Here is a 14043-nt window from a genome sequence, read left to right as displayed (position 1 = left end):
AGGGTACGATCAGCCCTGCAGCGTCACCCAGTCCTGCGTCGCCTCCGCGGCCTGGAACTCATGCACCGCCTCCTGCATCAGGGCGAAGGCGGCCGGCGCGTCCAGCCGCTGGCAGGCGTCGGCCAGCCGCTGCAGCAACGATGCCATTTCGGCGTCGGACAGGTGGTACTCCTGCGCGCGCAGGATGCGGGCGTGGTCGGTGGCCAGCACGTTGTCGCCGATCAACAGCTCCTCGTACAGCTTCTCGCCGGGCCTGAGGCCGGTGACGCGGATTTCGATATCGCCGCCCGGATGATCCGCATCCTTCACCTCCAGGCCGGACAGGTGCACCATGCGCCGCGCCAGATCGATGATCTTCACCGGCTCGCCCATGTCCAGCACGAACACGTCGCCGCCGTCGCCCATCGCGCCAGCCTGGATCACCAGCTGCGCCGCTTCCGGGATGGTCATGAAGTAGCGGGTGATGTCGGCATGGGTCAGCGTGATCGGGCCGCCGGCCTTGATCTGGCGGCGGAACAGCGGAACGACCGATCCCGAGCTGCCCAGCACATTGCCGAAGCGCACCATCACGAAGCGGGTGCGGCTGCCGCGGGCGTGGCGGGTCTGCAGGGTCAGCTCGGCCAGCCGCTTGGTGGCGCCCATCACATTGGTGGGGCGCACGGCTTTATCGGTGGAAATCAGCACGAAGGTGTCGACGCCGCAGTCCTCCGCCGCGCGGGCGGTGGTGTCGGTGCCGAAGGCGTTGTTGACGATGCCGGCCACCGGATTGTGCTCCACCATCGGCACGTGCTTGTAGGCGGCGGCGTGGTACACCGTCTCCACCTGGAAGGCGCGCATCACCTGGGTCAGCCGCGCATAGTCGGTGACAGAGCCCAATATCGGCGTGCGCGGGATGCGCGGCGCGATCTGCGCCAGTTCCTGGTCTATGCTGTACAGCGCGAATTCCGACAACTCGAACAATACGATGCGCGCCGGGCGGTTCTTGACGATCTGGCGCGCCAGTTCGGAGCCGATGGAGCCGCCGGCGCCGGTGACCAGCACTACCTTGTCGCGGATGTTGCGCGCCAACAGTTCGGCCTTCGGCGGCACCGGATCGCGGCCCAGCAGATCCTCGATCTCCACCTCCTTCAATTCCTCCACCCGCGCTTCGCCGGACACCAGGTCGGCCATGCCGGGCAGGCGCTTGATCGGCACCCGCAGCCGCTCCAGCGACTCCAGGATTTCGCGCTGGCGGCCGCGGCCGACCGAAGGCATGGCCAGCAGGATGCACTTGGCCTGGGTATCCTTGACCAGCGCCGGCAGCTCGTCCGGCGCATGCACCGCCACGCCGCGATAGGTGCGGCGGCGCAGCTCGGGGTTGTCGTCGACGAAGGCCATCGGCCGGTACTCGCGGCCGGCCTGCAAGGCCAGCATCAGCTGCACGCCGGCCTGGCCGGCGCCGTAGATGATCACCGGATCGCGCGGCGCCTCGGTGGCGTCGATGCGCCTGACCAGACCGCGCAGCAGGAAGCGGCTGCCGCCAATATAGGCCATCGCGAACACCCAGAAGATGATCACCGACGCGCGCGGCATCGCCCAGACGTGGGCCATCTGGATCACCGCCTGCAATACCAGCACCGACAGCGTCACGCCGCTAAACACGGTGAAGATGATCTTGTCGTCCAGGTATTTCAGCACCGCGCGGTACAGGCCCAGCTTGATGAAGATGGGAATCGCCCACAAGGGCGGCACGATGAAGATCCACAGGTGCGGATTGAGCTTGGGGTCCCAATAACCGCCCAGGCGCAGGAATACCGCGCTCCACAACGCCAGCGGCAGCAGCAGCGCGTCCATCAGCGCCAGCATCGCCATCTTGTTGTGTCGGGAGAAGGCTAGCAGTTTTTCAAACATGGTCATTCTTTCCTATCCGGCCGCCATTGATACAGCGCGTCCGGACAGCGTTCCTCGTTATCCAGTCCATCGCCCAGGCTCAGCAATGCGAAGCCATGCGCCTCGTAAAAGCGCCGCGCGCCGGCATTGGCCTGGAACACATGCAGGCGGCAAGCCTGCGCCCGCTCCACCACAACCCGCTGCAACAAAGCCGCGCCTATGCCCGCGCCTTGATGCCGCGCGGCGACATACAGCTGATCCAGCCACCTGAGGCCATCTTGCGCCGAACAGGCGGCGAAGCCGGCGATCTCGCCGCCCCGCTCCGCCAGCCAGACATCGCCCGCCGGCAGCAAGGCCTCGGCGAACCAGGTCCGCACGGCGGCCTCGCCATGCGCCAACGGCGCATAGGGCATCGCGCGGCGGCAATCCAGGTAGATGCCGGCCAATGCATCGGCGTCGGCGGGCATGGCGGCGCGGATCGTGATGGTCATCGGCTGACGATCTTCATCAGGGTGGCGACAATGATGCGGATGTCTTCGAGCAGGCTATGGGTTTCGGCGTAGCGGACGTAATAGCCCAGCTTCTCCGGCAGCACCTCGTCGATATAGGCGCGCTCCGGATCGGCGGCGCGGCCCAGTATCTCGTTTTCATCGATCATCTTTATCGACGCCCAGTCGGTGATGCCTGGGCGCACCGACAGCACGATGTCCTTCACCTCGGCCGGATAGTGCGCGACGTATTTGGGCACCTCCGGCCGCGGGCCGACCAGGCTCATGTCGCCGAACAGCACGTCCAGCAGCTGCGGCAGCTCGTCCAGCTTGGTCTTGCGCAGCACTCGGCCGGCGCCGGTGACGCGGCTGTCGGCGCCCACCGTCAATTGGCCATGGCGTTCGGTATCCACCTGCATGGTGCGGAATTTGTGGATGCGGAACAGCGCGCCGCCGCGCCCCACCCGCACCTGGCGGAAAAACACCGGCCCCGGCGAATCCAGCTTCACCCACAGCGCCACCGCCATAAGCGGCAGCGCCAGCACGGCGAGACCCGCGCCGGCAGCGGCGATGTCGAACAGCCGCTTCAGCAAACGCGAGCCATGGCGGCGCGGCTGGCAGCAAGGCGGCAACAACTCGCCGCCCTCTTTTTCCAACCGATCGCTCATGCGCCCAGGATCTCGCGCACCGCGGCGATGACGCGGGTCTGGTCGTCGTCGGTCATCTTGGTGTACAGCGGCAGCGTCACCTCGGCCTCGAACGCGGCGTCAGCCACCGGGAATTGCTCGCGCGTCAGCTGGTAGCCGTCGCGCCATACCGGCTGGCGGTGCAGCGGGATGAAGTGCACCGAGCAGCCGATGCCCTTCTCCGCCATCTTGGCGATGAAGTCGTCGCGGCTGACGCCGGCTTCCGGTTTGATCCGCACCGGGTACAAGTGCCAGGCGTGGTTGCTGCCCTCGTCCTTGGCGCGCGCCGGCAGGATCAGCGGCAGGCCGGCCAGCTCGCGGTCGAAGCGCTGGGCCATGACTTCGCGCTTGTCGTAAAAGCCGCGGATTTTCTTCAGCTGGTGAATGCCCATCGCCGCGGCGGTGTCCGGCATATTGTACTTGTAGCCTGGAGCCACCACCTCATAGAACCAGGCCGGCGTCTTGGACACATAGCGGTCGAAGGCGTCGCGGCTGATGCCGTGCAGGCGCATCACCTTGCAGCGGGCGATGATGTCCTTGTTCTTCGACACCACCATGCCGCCTTCGCCGGTGGTCATGGTCTTGTTGGCGTAGAAGCTGAACACGGTCACGTCGGAATCCAGCGTGCCCACCAGCTTGCCCTTGTAGTAGGTGGGCATCGCGTGGGCGGCGTCCTCGACGATCTTCAGGCCATGCTCGCGGGCGATGGCGATGATTTCGTCCATCTCGCAAGCGAGGCCGGCGAAGTGAACCGGGATAATGGCTTTGGTCTTGCCGGTGATCGCCGCGCGGATGGCGTCCGGGCGGATGTTGAAGGTGGCCGCGTCCACGTCCACGCACACCGGGTGCGCGCCCAGATAGCGCACCACTTCGGCGGTGGCGGTGAAGGTATAGGACGGCACGATCACTTCGTCGCCCTCGCGGATGCCGATGGCCTCCAGCGCCAGATGCAGGCCGGCGGTGGCGGAGTTCACCGCGATCGCCTCGACGCCGTCGCCGAGGAATTGCGCGAAGTCAGCCTCGAACTGCTTGGTCTTGGGGCCGGTGGTGACCCAACCGGAACGCAGCGCGTCGACCACTTCGTTGATCTCTTCCTCGCCGATGTCCGGCAAGGCAAACGGCAAAAATTTCTGTTCGCTCATTTCTCAGTCTTTCGTCTTAGCGCGGCCTAGCATGGCCGCCGTCCATGTCCATCGCCGCGCGCCTCGCGCGCGGCCTGCAAAATCTTGCGTAGGGCGGAAGCCCCAAAGGGGCGTTCCGCCATTCCATTTATCTCTTGCAACGGCAGAGGCGGAACGCCCGCTATGCGGGCTTCCGCCCTACGCCAAAATCACAGCTTCACCGCCGCCAGAAAGCGTCGCGCCAGCACCGCGTAATCGTGGTTGGCCAGCACATAGGCCTTGCCGGCCGCGCCCATCGCTTCGCGCTCGGCCAAGGGCAGCACCGCCATGCGTTTGACCGCGTCGGCGATGACGGCTGGGTCTTCCACGCCTATGCTCAAGCCCGCGCCGGCATCCTTCACCATGTCGTTGCCGGCCTCCACCGAGTGGATCACCGGCTTGCCGGCCATCATGTAGTCGAACAGCTTGTTCGGGTTGATGCCGAAACGGTAGATCGGCAGCTTGCGCCAGCCTATGTACAGCGCGTCGCATTCTGCCAGGAAGGCCGGCACGCTGCGCTTGGCGATGGCGGGCAGGAACATCACATTGTTCAATTTCAGCTCGGCGGCGCGCGCCACCAGCGCTGCCTTGTCCGGGCCGTCGCCAACCAACACGAAAGTCACCGGCGCGTCCTGCATCAAGGCCGCCGCTTCCAGCAGGTAATCCAGCGCGTTGGCCAGGCCGTGGCCGCCGGCGTAGCCGACGATGAAGCGGCCGTGGGACTTCAGCTCCGCCAGCCGCATCCGGTGCTCGGCGGACAAAGGCTGCGCCTCGCCCTGCCATTCGCCCACATCCACGCCGTTGGGGATCACCGCGTATTTTTCCGGCACCATGCCATGCGCCATCATGTAGTCCCTGGCGCAGGGCAGCATCGACACCACGGTGTCCGCTTTTCTGTAACCGAAGTCCTCCGCCCACTGCAGCAGGCGGATGAACGGGTGTTTCGGCGACATGCCGCCCACTTCCACCGGCGTCAGCGGCCACAGGTCGTGCACCTCGTACACCAGCCGCGCGCCGGTCTTGCCGGCGATCCAGGCCGCCGGGATGGTGTCCAGCGGATAGGTAGACGAGGCGATCACCACGTCCGGCTTCCACTGTTTCAAATAGCGGCCGGACAGGCCCATCACCTTGGCGAGGAAGCTGAAGATGTTCAACACCCGGCCCAAGCCGTTGCCTGCGTAGGGGCGGGTCTTGCACCAGGTGTAGCGGATGCCGTCGATGTCCTCGTCGCGGTACTTGCCGTCCACTTGCGGATGAGTCTGCCGCAGGTGCGACACGTCGGCCGCCAGCATGTTGACTTCGTGCCCGGCCTGCACCCATTCGCGCGCCAGGTAATAGGGACGGAATTCCATGCCGTGGCGCGGACTGCCGGCGTAGTGATTGATGTAGAGAATGCGCATAGTTTCTATTGCTTGTTTTCCATTGCGGCGCGTTGCAGCCGCCGCCAGTCGCGGCTGGCGAAATAGGCGCCGAAGGCCATCCAGAACGCCAGGGTGAACAGCGAGCCGTTCAACAACGGCAAACGCCCGCTGCCCAGCCACTCCATACCCAGCACGAAAGCCAGCATCGGTCCGCCCCGGCCTATCGCCCCATGCAGCAGCAAAAAGCGCATTTGCCCGCCCGCCGCCACTTGCGGCCAGCGACCGCTGGCCAGCATGCTTCGCAGCCAGACGCTCTGCGCCAACAGCGGCGCCGCCGCCAGCAAGGCCACCAGGCTGTGCAGCCATACCGTCTGCGCGGAAAAGGGCGTGCCCTTGAATTGCCAGTTGATCGCCGCCATCAGCGCGCCCAACGGCAGCGCCAACAGCAAGCTCAGCGCGGCGGTACGCCACGTCATTGCGCGCGGCCTTCCAGCTGGCGGTACAGGCCGACCAGCTTTTCCGCCTCGGCCGCCCAGCTGTATTTGCCCAGCACTGCCTGCTTGCCGGCTTCGCCGAGCGCGCGCATCCGCGCCTCGTCGCCCAGCAGTTCGTTGATGGCGGCGGAAATGGCTGCGGCGTCCTGCGGGTCCACCAGCACGCCGCAGCCGGCGTCGTCGACGATCTCGCGCCACACCGGGAAGTCGCTGGCGATCACCGGCATGCCGGCGGCCATGTATTCAAACAGCTTGATCGGCAGCGCGTCGACGTAGTTGGGCGTGGGGAACAAGGTCACCAGGCCGATCTTGCTTTTCGCCAGCACCTCGGCCACGCCCTTGCGGTCCAGCACGCCCAGGTCGTTGACCCGCGCCCAGCCGGGCTCGGCCTGCACCTTGGCGCGCAGATCGCTCTCGCTCCACGGCCCGGCCAGGTTCAGCCGGGTGGCGGTGCCCGGCAAAGCGGCGACGATGGGTTCGATGCCGCGGATGCGGCTGATGCCGCCGATATAGCACACCTCGTTGCGGCGGCTTTCCCACGGCGTGTCGCGCACCAGCTCTTCCAGTATCGGGAAGTTGCACACGTCCAGCGCATTGGCCCCCAGCTTCTCGAAGCGTTTGCGGATGTGCGGGGTGGAGGTGACGATGGCGTCGAAGCGGCGCGCCGCCCAGTCCTCCAGCGTCTCGAAGCCGCCGGACACCAGCGGGCGCACCGCGCCGGGTATCCAGTGCTTGGCCAGAATCTGGCGCGGCACATCCTCGTGCACGTCGTACACCACCTTGATGCCGGCCTGCTTCAGGCGCACGCCGGCCGGAATCAGCTCCGGATCGTGGAAATGCACCACGTCCGGACGCAGCTTCAACGCGGCCTGGTAGACGCGCTTGACGGTGCCGGTCATTCGCGACAGGCGTCCGCCGGTCTTGGGGCCGACGTCGTGGATGCGCACGCCGCCCCGGATTTCCTCGCCCTGGCCGTCGGCGACGATCAAGGTCACCTCATGGCCGGCCGCCGCCAACGAGCTGCACTCCTTGACGAAGATGCGGATGTCGTGGCGCGGATGGGCGGAGGTCAGATGGGCTATCTTCATATTTTTCTACCCTTGTCGGCGGCCAGCTCGCGGTACAGATCGGCGAAACCGGCCATATTGGCCTGGTGCAGCGCCTTGGCCGCCACCAGGCCGCGATTGGTCGCCGCCAGGCTTTGCAGGGCGGCGTCGTCTTCGGCTTGCGCCATCGCTCGCAGCAGTTCCGGCCCCAGCCGGCTCACGTCCTCGGCGATGGCGCCGTTGAGGCCGTCTATCACCCATTCGCCGTTGGCCGGCAGATTGGACAGCAGCGGCAGGCAGCCATGGCCCATCGCCTCCAGCAGGCTGATGCTGGTGGCGTCGGAGCGCGGCACGCTGACGAACACGCGGGAATCGGCGTACAGCTTGCCCAGAGTGGCGCTGTCGACGAAACCGGCGAACTCGACCCGCTTGAGCCCCAGCGCCGCCGCCAGTTGTTTCAAATTGTCGGTCTCGCCGCCGCTGGCGGCGACCACCAGGTTCCAGTCGGCGCAGCGGCCGCTCCTCTCCACTTCGGCCCAGCCCTTGAGGATGGCGTCTATCCGGTACAGCGGCTTGTGCAGCCGGCAGGACAGCACCTGCTTTTTCTTGGCGGCGACAGCGGGTTCCGGCGGCAGCGCGTCTATGCCGTAATTGAGCAGCGCGATGCGGCAGTCGCCGGCCAGCTCGCGGATTTGCGCCGCCATGTACAGCGAATCCGACGTCACCGCGGCGGCGGCCTGGAGGTTGCCGCGCACCATCGCGCGCAGCAGCCGGTTCTGCCGCGGCAGCAGCAGCACGTCCGAGCCCCAGGCGGTCAGCAGCGTCGGAACGTCCGAGCCCGCCAGCGCGCGGCGCGCGTGCCAGGCCACGCTGTTGGCCTGGTGGACATGAACCACGTCCGGCTGGATCTGCTGGATCCAGGCCTTGAGCTTGCCGGCGCTTCCCAGCGCCTTCAGGCTGAAATCGACGCGCAGCTCGCCCTTCAGATTGGCCGGGCACTTGTCCGCCGGCGGCTCGCCGTTGCAGGCCAGGTAGATTTCGCCCACGTGCGGCGCGATGCCGGCGAGGAAGCGCCAGGTATGCACCGAGGCCGAGCCCACCACCAGCAGGCGGCGTATCGCTTCACTCATCGGCCCAGGCCTCGTACAGCGGATGCAGGTCCGGGTGCTGCGCCAGCCATTCGGCGTCCATGTCGCGGGTATCGCCGACCACCCGCGCCGGATTGCCGGCCAGGATGGCGAAATCCGGATACTCGCCGGCCGGCACGAAGCTGTACGCCGATACGATGCTGCCCTTGCCCAGCGTCACGCCCGGCATCAGCACCGAATGCGGGCCGACAAAGCTGTACTTGCCAAGCTTGGTGGGCTTTTTCAGGTAGCCGGCGTGGTTGTCGCGGTCCAGATACTCGCGGCCGTACAGCCGGATGGCGACATGGCTGGAGTGGGTCAGCAAAGACACGTAGTTGGTGATCTGGCAGCCCTCGCCGATGTAAAGGCCGCCGGAAGAGTCGATCAGGTTGAAATGGCCGATATAGACATTGTCCTCGACCATCAGCTTGTCGATATGTTCGATCCGCGTCATGTTGGAGACGCGGGTGCGCTTGAGGAAAACGCCGTCGCCGCGCTGGAAGCCGTACACCATCCGCGGCCGCACCCACGCCGACAGCCGAAAGCGGATGCGGCTGAAAAATCCATTCCAGTTCATCGAGCTGCCTTATAAAGCCAGGTGAAATATGCAATGAAATAGCCGGCCATCACCACCGACACCAGCTGGAAAGTGGGTACGGCATCCTGCCAGATGTGGAAACCCAGCCACAGCGATCCCAGGAACAGCACGGCCTGCACCAGGGACAGGAAAAACGCGAAGCGCTGGCGATTGATCACCGGCGGCACCATGCCCAGCGGCGAGGCGACGAAGTGGAACAGGATGTACAGCGACATCGCCTCGGCGTAGCGGCCGGCGTCGGCCCAATTGTGGCCGAACACCAGCGTGAACAGCGGCTCGCCGAAGATCTGGATCACCAGGAAGGGAAACAGCGCCATGCCAAACAGCGTCAGCATCATCTTGCGCAGGATGGGGCGCAAGGGCTTGCCCAGGTTCCGCGCCTCGGCCAGCTCGCGGTAGGCCACCTGCGCCACCGCCTGGCCGATCAGCGCCGCCGGCAGCTTCAGCACCCGCATCATCAGCCCGTAAAAGCCGACGGCCGAGGTGCTGGCCAGCATCGCCAGCACCACCAGCGTGACCGAATCCAGCATCGCGGTGCTCAGCGCGTGCGGCGCGTTGATCTTGGGAAACTCGATATAGGCGGCGGCGGCCTCGCGCATGCCCTGGCGGCTGAGCTCGCGGCGCCAGGGCATGCGCGACTTGAAGTCGGCCCAGGCTTGCGACAGCAGCGAGCCCAGCTGCCCCGCCAGCTGGCCCAGGATCAACCCGCCAGCGCCGGCGCCCAGCCAGCCGGCCAGCACCTGGGTGCCGGCCATGCCCAGCGACTGCGTCATGCGGCCGTTGGCGTTGGCCTGGTAGCGGCGGTGGCGGTTGTTCCAGTTGGTCCAGGCCTGCATCAGCCCGGCCAGCCATACCGACAGCGGCAGCAACAGCAGCCAGGACTCCAGCTCCGGCGCCCCCAGATGGGCGGCGATGTGCGAATGCCCGCCCAGCAGCACCACCAGGCCGATCAGCAGGGCCAGCGCGCTGGCGCACAGCAAGGACAGGCCCATCAGGTTGCTGGCGCGCTTCTCGTCGGCCGGCAGCACGATGGCCATTTCGTAACGGGCGGTGGCCAGCACCGCCAGCGTCGACATCCACGACACGTACACGGTCTGGATGCCCACCTCGTGCGGGTTGTACAGCCGGGTGATCAGCGGCGACGCCAGCAGCGGCACCACCTGGGCCACGGCGGCGCCGGTGACCAGGGTGATGATGTGGCGGATGAAGCCGCTTTTAGGCATGCGCAGGGAAGCCAGCGTCAGCATCCCCTCAACCCAGCGCCTGCTTCACCGCGGCGACGATGGCGTCCTGCGCGGCTTCCGTCAGGAACGGATGCATCGGCAGGCTCATCACGCGCTTGCCGGCGGCCTCGGCCAGCGGGAAGCTGCCCTCGCCCTGGTCCAGGTGGGCGAAAGCCGGCTGCAGGTGCAGCGGAATCGGGTAATGCACGGCGGTGGGCACGCCCAGCTCTTTCAAGCGCGCCTGCACCGCGTCGCGGTCGTCCACTTCTATGGTGTATTGGGCGTAGACGTGGGTGTTGCCCGCGCCGACCACCGGCACCCGGGCCACATCCTTCAACAGCTGGCTGTAGCGCGCGCCGATGCGCTCGCGCGCGGCCACTTCGTCGGGGAAGCTGGGCATCTTGGCCAGCAACACCGCGGCCTGGATGGTGTCCAGCCGGCCGTTGATGCCGATGGACGGGTGGTGGTAGCGGCGGTCCTGGCCGTGGATGCGGATTTCGCGCATCTTCTTCGCCAGCGCGTCGTCGTTGGTGAAGCAGGCGCCGCCGTCGCCGTAGCAGCCCAGCGGCTTGCTCGGGAAGAAGCTGGTGGTGGCGATGGTGGACAGATTGCCCGACTTCTTGCCATGCTGGCTGGCGCCGAAGCTTTGCGCGCCGTCCTCGATCACCGCGATGCCATGCTTGGCGGCGATGGCGTTGATGGCGGCGAAATCGGCGGCCTGGCCGTACAGGCTGACCGGCATGATGGCGCGGGTGGCCGGCGTGATCGCCGCTTCCAGCAGGTTCGGGTCCAGGTTGTAGCTGATCGGGTCGATATCGACGAACACCGGCTTGGCGCCCAACAGCGCGATCATCTCGCCGGTGGAGATGAAGGTGAACGGCGTGGTGATCACTTCGTCGCCCGGACCGATGTCCAGCGCCATCATCGCGATCAGCAGCGCCTTGGTGCCGTCGCAGACGCCGATGGCGTGCTTGGCGCCGGTGTAGGCCGCCAGTTGCTCCTCCAATTCCTTCACTTCCGGCCCCATGATGTACTGGCCGTGGTCCAGCACCGCGTGGATGCGCGCGTCGATGTCGGCCTTCAGGTGCTGGTACTGCGCTTTCAGATCAATAAACTGGATGGACATGGTCTTCTCGATATTCGGATGAGGGCGGCCAGGCGGGCCGCCCGGACAAAACTCACACCGGCGTGCAGTGATTGCCGCCGACTTCGTAATGGATGCCGCAAGACGCGCAGGAATGGGTGCCGATGTCGTTGGGCAGGCGCTCGCCGCAGCCGCACATCCAGCCGATGCGCTTGGCCGGCGCGCCCACCATCAGCGCGTAGGCCGGCACGTCGCGCGTCACCACCGCCCCGGCGCCGATGAACGCGTACTCGCCGACGGTGTGGCCGCAGACTATGGTGGCGTTGGCGCCGATCGACGCGCCCTTCTTCACCACGGTGCGGCGGTATTCGTTCTTGCGGTTGACGTGGCTGCGCGGATTGTTGACGTTGGTGAACACCATGGACGGGCCGCAGAACACGTCGTCTTCCAGCGTCACCGCGTCGTAGATCGACACATTGTTCTGCACCTTGACGTTGTCGCCGATCAGCACGTCGTTGCCGACGAACACGTTCTGGCCGAACGAACAGCCGGCGCCGATCCTGGCGCCGCCGCAGATGTGGACCCAGTGCCAGACGCGGGTGCCCGCGCCGATCTGCGCGCCTTCGTCGACGATGGCGGAGCTATGGACCGTGTATTCCATGGTGCGAAACCTCTAATCAGAAAAACAGGAAAAAGCCGTCGGCGAAATACACCAGGCCGAGGCCGGCCACCGGCAGCGCCGCCAGCCAGATGCGCTTGCGCTTGAACAGGCCGGCGATCGACGAAATCAGGATCGCCACCTGCAGGAAGATCACTGCCATGCCGAACGGCTTGCCCTGGCGCTGCGCCTGGTTGCGCTCGTCTTCCAGCTGGCGGGCGCTCTTTTCAATCGCCTTGCGCTCTGCACTGTAGCGCTCCGCGCGCTTGGCCGCCTGGTCGATGGCCGCATCGTAGCGCCGGCGCTGCGCATCGCCCGCCGGCAGGTTGTCGCGCTCGAACTGCAGCCGGTCGCGCTCCATCTCGTACAGATTGCCCTTGATGCCCTTGGCCTGGTAATACGCCCACTGGTCCGATGCCTGGGCCTGGGCGATGACGCTGCGGGTGGAATAGCCGCCGCCCTTGAAGGTCGACAGCGTGGCGCACACCGCGAGTATCACCGTGGTGAGCGCCAAATAGTTAAGCCAGGGTTCTTTTTTCTCTTCAGCCATCGCTAGCCAATATCCACGTAACAAGGCCGGCCCAGTCGGGCCGGCCGGATGCCATCATCAATAATCCAGCGGCAGGCTGACGCGGCGGCCGTCGCGCGCCGACAGGTACATCGCGATCAGCAGCTCCAGCGACTTCAGGCCTTCGCGGCCGTCGGTTTCCGGCGTGGCTTCGCCGCGCATGGTCTTGATCACGTTGTCGTAGTACAGCGGGTGGCCGAAGCCATACACGCTGGTCGTCGCGTAGCTGGCGTTCTTGATTTCGTCGTCCATCGCGTGCGGCTCGGCGAATTCCCAGTGCTGGATTTCGTTGACGGCCATGCCGCCCACGCGCACCGAGCCCTTTTCGCCCAGGATGGTGATGCTGCCTTCCAGGTTCTTCGGGTAGGTCAGCATGGTGACGTTCATGCTGCCCAGCGCGCCGGAGCGCCACTTGACGCTGACGGTGCCGGTGTCTTCCACCTCGATATTGCGCGCCAAAGTGGCGGTGTAGGCCTGCACGCTCTCAACCGGGCCGATCAGCCAGTCCAGCAGGTCGACATAGTGGCTGGCCTGGTTCATGAAGGCGCCGCCGTCGAATTCCCAGGTGCCGCGCCAGCCGGCCGCGTCGTAATACTCCTGCGGACGGGTCCAGAACACATTGACGTTGACCATGTAGATGCGGCCGAAGCGCTTTTCCGTCATCGCGCGCTTGAGCAGCTGCAGCGTGTCGTTGCGGCGGTTCTGCTTGACCACGAACAGGTGCTTCTGCGCCTTGTCGGCCGCCTTGACCATTTCCAGGCCGTCTTCCCAGCGGGTGGCCATCGGCTTTTCGGTCATCACGTGGAAGCCGGCTTCCGAGCACTCGATGCTCTGGCGCGGGTGCAGGCCGGACGGCGTGGTGAGAATGACGATGTCGGCGTTGGTCTGCGCCAGCATCGCGGTGAGGTTGTCGTGGCCGCGGGCGCCGGTGCGCTCGACAGCGGCCCGCAGCGCGGCCGGGTCGATGTCGCAGACGTCTACCAGCTCGGCGCGGTCGGCGTGCTTTTCCAGCGAGCCGAAGTGGTTGTTGGCGATGCGGCCGCAGCCCACCAGGGCGAAGCGGATCTTGCGATCGGTAATCGGAGGAGTCACTAACATTCAGAAAGTCCAGTAACGTACTGAATACACCAGTATCTTCAAATATTCGGACAGCACCGCGCCGGCTTCATTGAGCGCCAGGCTGTGGTACAGGTCGTCGCCGGGGTACACCGCGTGCATGCCCCACTCCACGCCGGGCCAGGCCTGGCGGAAGGTTTCCAGCGCGCGCCAGGAATGGAACCACGAGGTCACCAGCGTGATGCGCCTGGGTTGCTGCGCGGCCAGGTAATGCCGGGTGAACTGCGCGTTCTGGTAAGTGCTTTTCGACAGGCACTCGTAGCCGATGCGCGAGCGCGGCACGCCCGCCATCACCAGCCGCTTGACGATCAGCCTGCAATCGCCCTCGCCGCTGACAAACACGAACGGCGCGCGGCCCTGATGAAACAGTTCCGCCGCGCCGATTACCCTTTGCCCGCTCTCCCCGCCCAGCACCACGATCCAGTCGGCGCGCTGCTGCGGCGTTTCCGCCACCAGCAGGGTCTTGGAATAGCGGATCAGCGGCGCCAGCGCCAGCGCGGCCAGCAGGGCGATGCCGCCCACTGCCGCCAGCCACGCGCCCAGACGGGGAAAGCGCTGCCACATG

Annotated in this window: 15 protein-coding genes; all 15 read right to left on the bottom strand. The window is 66.1% G+C overall.

All coding sequences use genetic code 11. The annotated features are described in order from the left end of the window. Positions 1-9: 9 nt before the first annotated feature. Positions 10-1890 (bottom strand): polysaccharide biosynthesis protein, encoded by a 1881-nt coding sequence (locus MY55_RS18860; RefSeq protein WP_065202879.1) that lies wholly within the window; start codon positions 1888-1890, stop codon positions 10-12. Between the two features lie 2 nt (positions 1891-1892). Then, positions 1893-2360: a GNAT family N-acetyltransferase gene (locus MY55_RS18855; protein ID WP_047244243.1), complete on the bottom strand. Its 468-nt coding sequence runs from the start codon at positions 2358-2360 to the stop codon at positions 1893-1895. Continuing rightward, entirely contained in the window at positions 2357-3025 is a 669-nt protein-coding gene (locus MY55_RS18850) for a sugar transferase (protein ID WP_080509629.1), read from the bottom strand. The genes MY55_RS18855 and MY55_RS18850 overlap by 4 nt, the downstream gene beginning before the upstream one ends. After that, a complete protein-coding gene (locus MY55_RS18845; protein WP_043579490.1) occupies positions 3022-4185 on the bottom strand; it encodes a DegT/DnrJ/EryC1/StrS family aminotransferase in 1164 nt (387 codons plus the stop codon). The genes MY55_RS18850 and MY55_RS18845 overlap by 4 nt, the downstream gene beginning before the upstream one ends. 188 nt (positions 4186-4373) lie before the next feature. After that, positions 4374-5603, bottom strand: coding sequence for a glycosyltransferase family 4 protein (locus MY55_RS18840; protein WP_065202878.1), 1230 nt, complete (start codon positions 5601-5603; stop codon positions 4374-4376). Between the two features lie 5 nt (positions 5604-5608). Next, complete coding sequence (locus MY55_RS18835; protein WP_043579486.1) at positions 5609-6040, bottom strand: hypothetical protein; 432 nt, start codon at positions 6038-6040, stop codon at positions 5609-5611. Further along, the gene (locus tag MY55_RS18830; RefSeq protein ID WP_047236475.1) at positions 6037-7146 is read right to left on the bottom strand and encodes a glycosyltransferase family 4 protein; all 1110 of its coding nucleotides are present in this window, start codon (positions 7144-7146) and stop codon (positions 6037-6039) included. The genes MY55_RS18835 and MY55_RS18830 overlap by 4 nt, the downstream gene beginning before the upstream one ends. Next, positions 7143-8234, bottom strand: coding sequence for a glycosyltransferase family 4 protein (locus MY55_RS18825; protein ID WP_065202877.1), 1092 nt, complete (start codon positions 8232-8234; stop codon positions 7143-7145). Before MY55_RS18825 ends, MY55_RS18830 begins: the two co-directional genes overlap by 4 nt. Next, the gene (locus MY55_RS18820) at positions 8227-8808 is read right to left on the bottom strand and encodes an acyltransferase (RefSeq protein WP_065202876.1); all 582 of its coding nucleotides are present in this window, start codon (positions 8806-8808) and stop codon (positions 8227-8229) included. The genes MY55_RS18825 and MY55_RS18820 overlap by 8 nt, the downstream gene beginning before the upstream one ends. After that, positions 8805-10076, bottom strand: a complete 1272-nt coding sequence (locus tag MY55_RS18815) for a lipopolysaccharide biosynthesis protein (protein ID WP_047258473.1) — start codon at positions 10074-10076, stop codon at positions 8805-8807. The genes MY55_RS18820 and MY55_RS18815 overlap by 4 nt, the downstream gene beginning before the upstream one ends. A gap of 4 nt (positions 10077-10080) precedes the next feature. Beyond that, a complete protein-coding gene (locus MY55_RS18810) occupies positions 10081-11178 on the bottom strand; it encodes a DegT/DnrJ/EryC1/StrS family aminotransferase (protein WP_065202875.1) in 1098 nt (365 codons plus the stop codon). Positions 11179-11230: 52 nt separating this feature from the next. After that, positions 11231-11797 carry an acyltransferase gene (locus MY55_RS18805; protein ID WP_043579477.1) on the bottom strand — a complete coding sequence of 189 codons (567 nt, stop codon included), beginning with the start codon at positions 11795-11797 and terminating at the stop codon, positions 11231-11233. 16 nt (positions 11798-11813) lie between these two features. After that, positions 11814-12344: a DUF4337 domain-containing protein gene (locus tag MY55_RS18800; RefSeq protein ID WP_043579476.1), complete on the bottom strand. Its 531-nt coding sequence runs from the start codon at positions 12342-12344 to the stop codon at positions 11814-11816. Positions 12345-12401: 57 nt separating this feature from the next. Then, a complete protein-coding gene (locus MY55_RS18795) occupies positions 12402-13460 on the bottom strand; it encodes a Gfo/Idh/MocA family protein (protein ID WP_043579474.1) in 1059 nt (352 codons plus the stop codon). Next, positions 13461-14042, bottom strand: coding sequence for a YdcF family protein (locus MY55_RS18790; RefSeq protein ID WP_043579472.1), 582 nt, complete (start codon positions 14040-14042; stop codon positions 13461-13463). It lies immediately after the preceding gene. Position 14043 lies beyond the last annotated feature (1 nt).

Source organism: Chromobacterium subtsugae (assembly GCF_001676875.1).
In the GTDB taxonomy this organism is placed as follows: Bacteria; Pseudomonadota; Gammaproteobacteria; order Burkholderiales; family Chromobacteriaceae; genus Chromobacterium; species Chromobacterium subtsugae.
Note: the sequence above shows the minus strand (reverse complement) of the source record. Positions and strands in the feature narration are given on the sequence as shown.

What these genes read in the sequence shown, in the direction of transcription:
- MY55_RS18800 (WP_043579476.1), bottom strand. Translation starts at nt 12,344, where the DNA reads ATGGCTGAAGAGAAAAAAGAACCCTGGCTTAACTATTTGGCGCTCACC.
- MY55_RS18810 (WP_065202875.1), bottom strand. Translation starts at nt 11,178, where the DNA reads ATGTCCATCCAGTTTATTGATCTGAAAGCGCAGTACCAGCACCTGAAG.
- MY55_RS18855 (WP_047244243.1), bottom strand. Translation starts at nt 2,360, where the DNA reads ATGACCATCACGATCCGCGCCGCCATGCCCGCCGACGCCGATGCATTG.
- MY55_RS18815 (WP_047258473.1), bottom strand. Translation starts at nt 10,076, where the DNA reads ATGCTGACGCTGGCTTCCCTGCGCATGCCTAAAAGCGGCTTCATCCGC.
- MY55_RS18845 (WP_043579490.1), bottom strand. Translation starts at nt 4,185, where the DNA reads ATGAGCGAACAGAAATTTTTGCCGTTTGCCTTGCCGGACATCGGCGAG.
- MY55_RS18850 (WP_080509629.1), bottom strand. Translation starts at nt 3,025, where the DNA reads ATGAGCGATCGGTTGGAAAAAGAGGGCGGCGAGTTGTTGCCGCCTTGC.
- MY55_RS18835 (WP_043579486.1), bottom strand. Translation starts at nt 6,040, where the DNA reads ATGACGTGGCGTACCGCCGCGCTGAGCTTGCTGTTGGCGCTGCCGTTG.
- MY55_RS18825 (WP_065202877.1), bottom strand. Translation starts at nt 8,234, where the DNA reads ATGAGTGAAGCGATACGCCGCCTGCTGGTGGTGGGCTCGGCCTCGGTG.
- MY55_RS18840 (WP_065202878.1), bottom strand. Translation starts at nt 5,603, where the DNA reads ATGCGCATTCTCTACATCAATCACTACGCCGGCAGTCCGCGCCACGGC.
- MY55_RS18805 (WP_043579477.1), bottom strand. Translation starts at nt 11,797, where the DNA reads ATGGAATACACGGTCCATAGCTCCGCCATCGTCGACGAAGGCGCGCAG.
- MY55_RS18790 (WP_043579472.1), bottom strand. Translation starts at nt 14,042, where the DNA reads ATGTGGCAGCGCTTTCCCCGTCTGGGCGCGTGGCTGGCGGCAGTGGGC.
- MY55_RS18860 (WP_065202879.1), bottom strand. Translation starts at nt 1,890, where the DNA reads ATGTTTGAAAAACTGCTAGCCTTCTCCCGACACAACAAGATGGCGATG.
- MY55_RS18795 (WP_043579474.1), bottom strand. Translation starts at nt 13,460, where the DNA reads ATGTTAGTGACTCCTCCGATTACCGATCGCAAGATCCGCTTCGCCCTG.
- MY55_RS18820 (WP_065202876.1), bottom strand. Translation starts at nt 8,808, where the DNA reads ATGAACTGGAATGGATTTTTCAGCCGCATCCGCTTTCGGCTGTCGGCG.
- MY55_RS18830 (WP_047236475.1), bottom strand. Translation starts at nt 7,146, where the DNA reads ATGAAGATAGCCCATCTGACCTCCGCCCATCCGCGCCACGACATCCGC.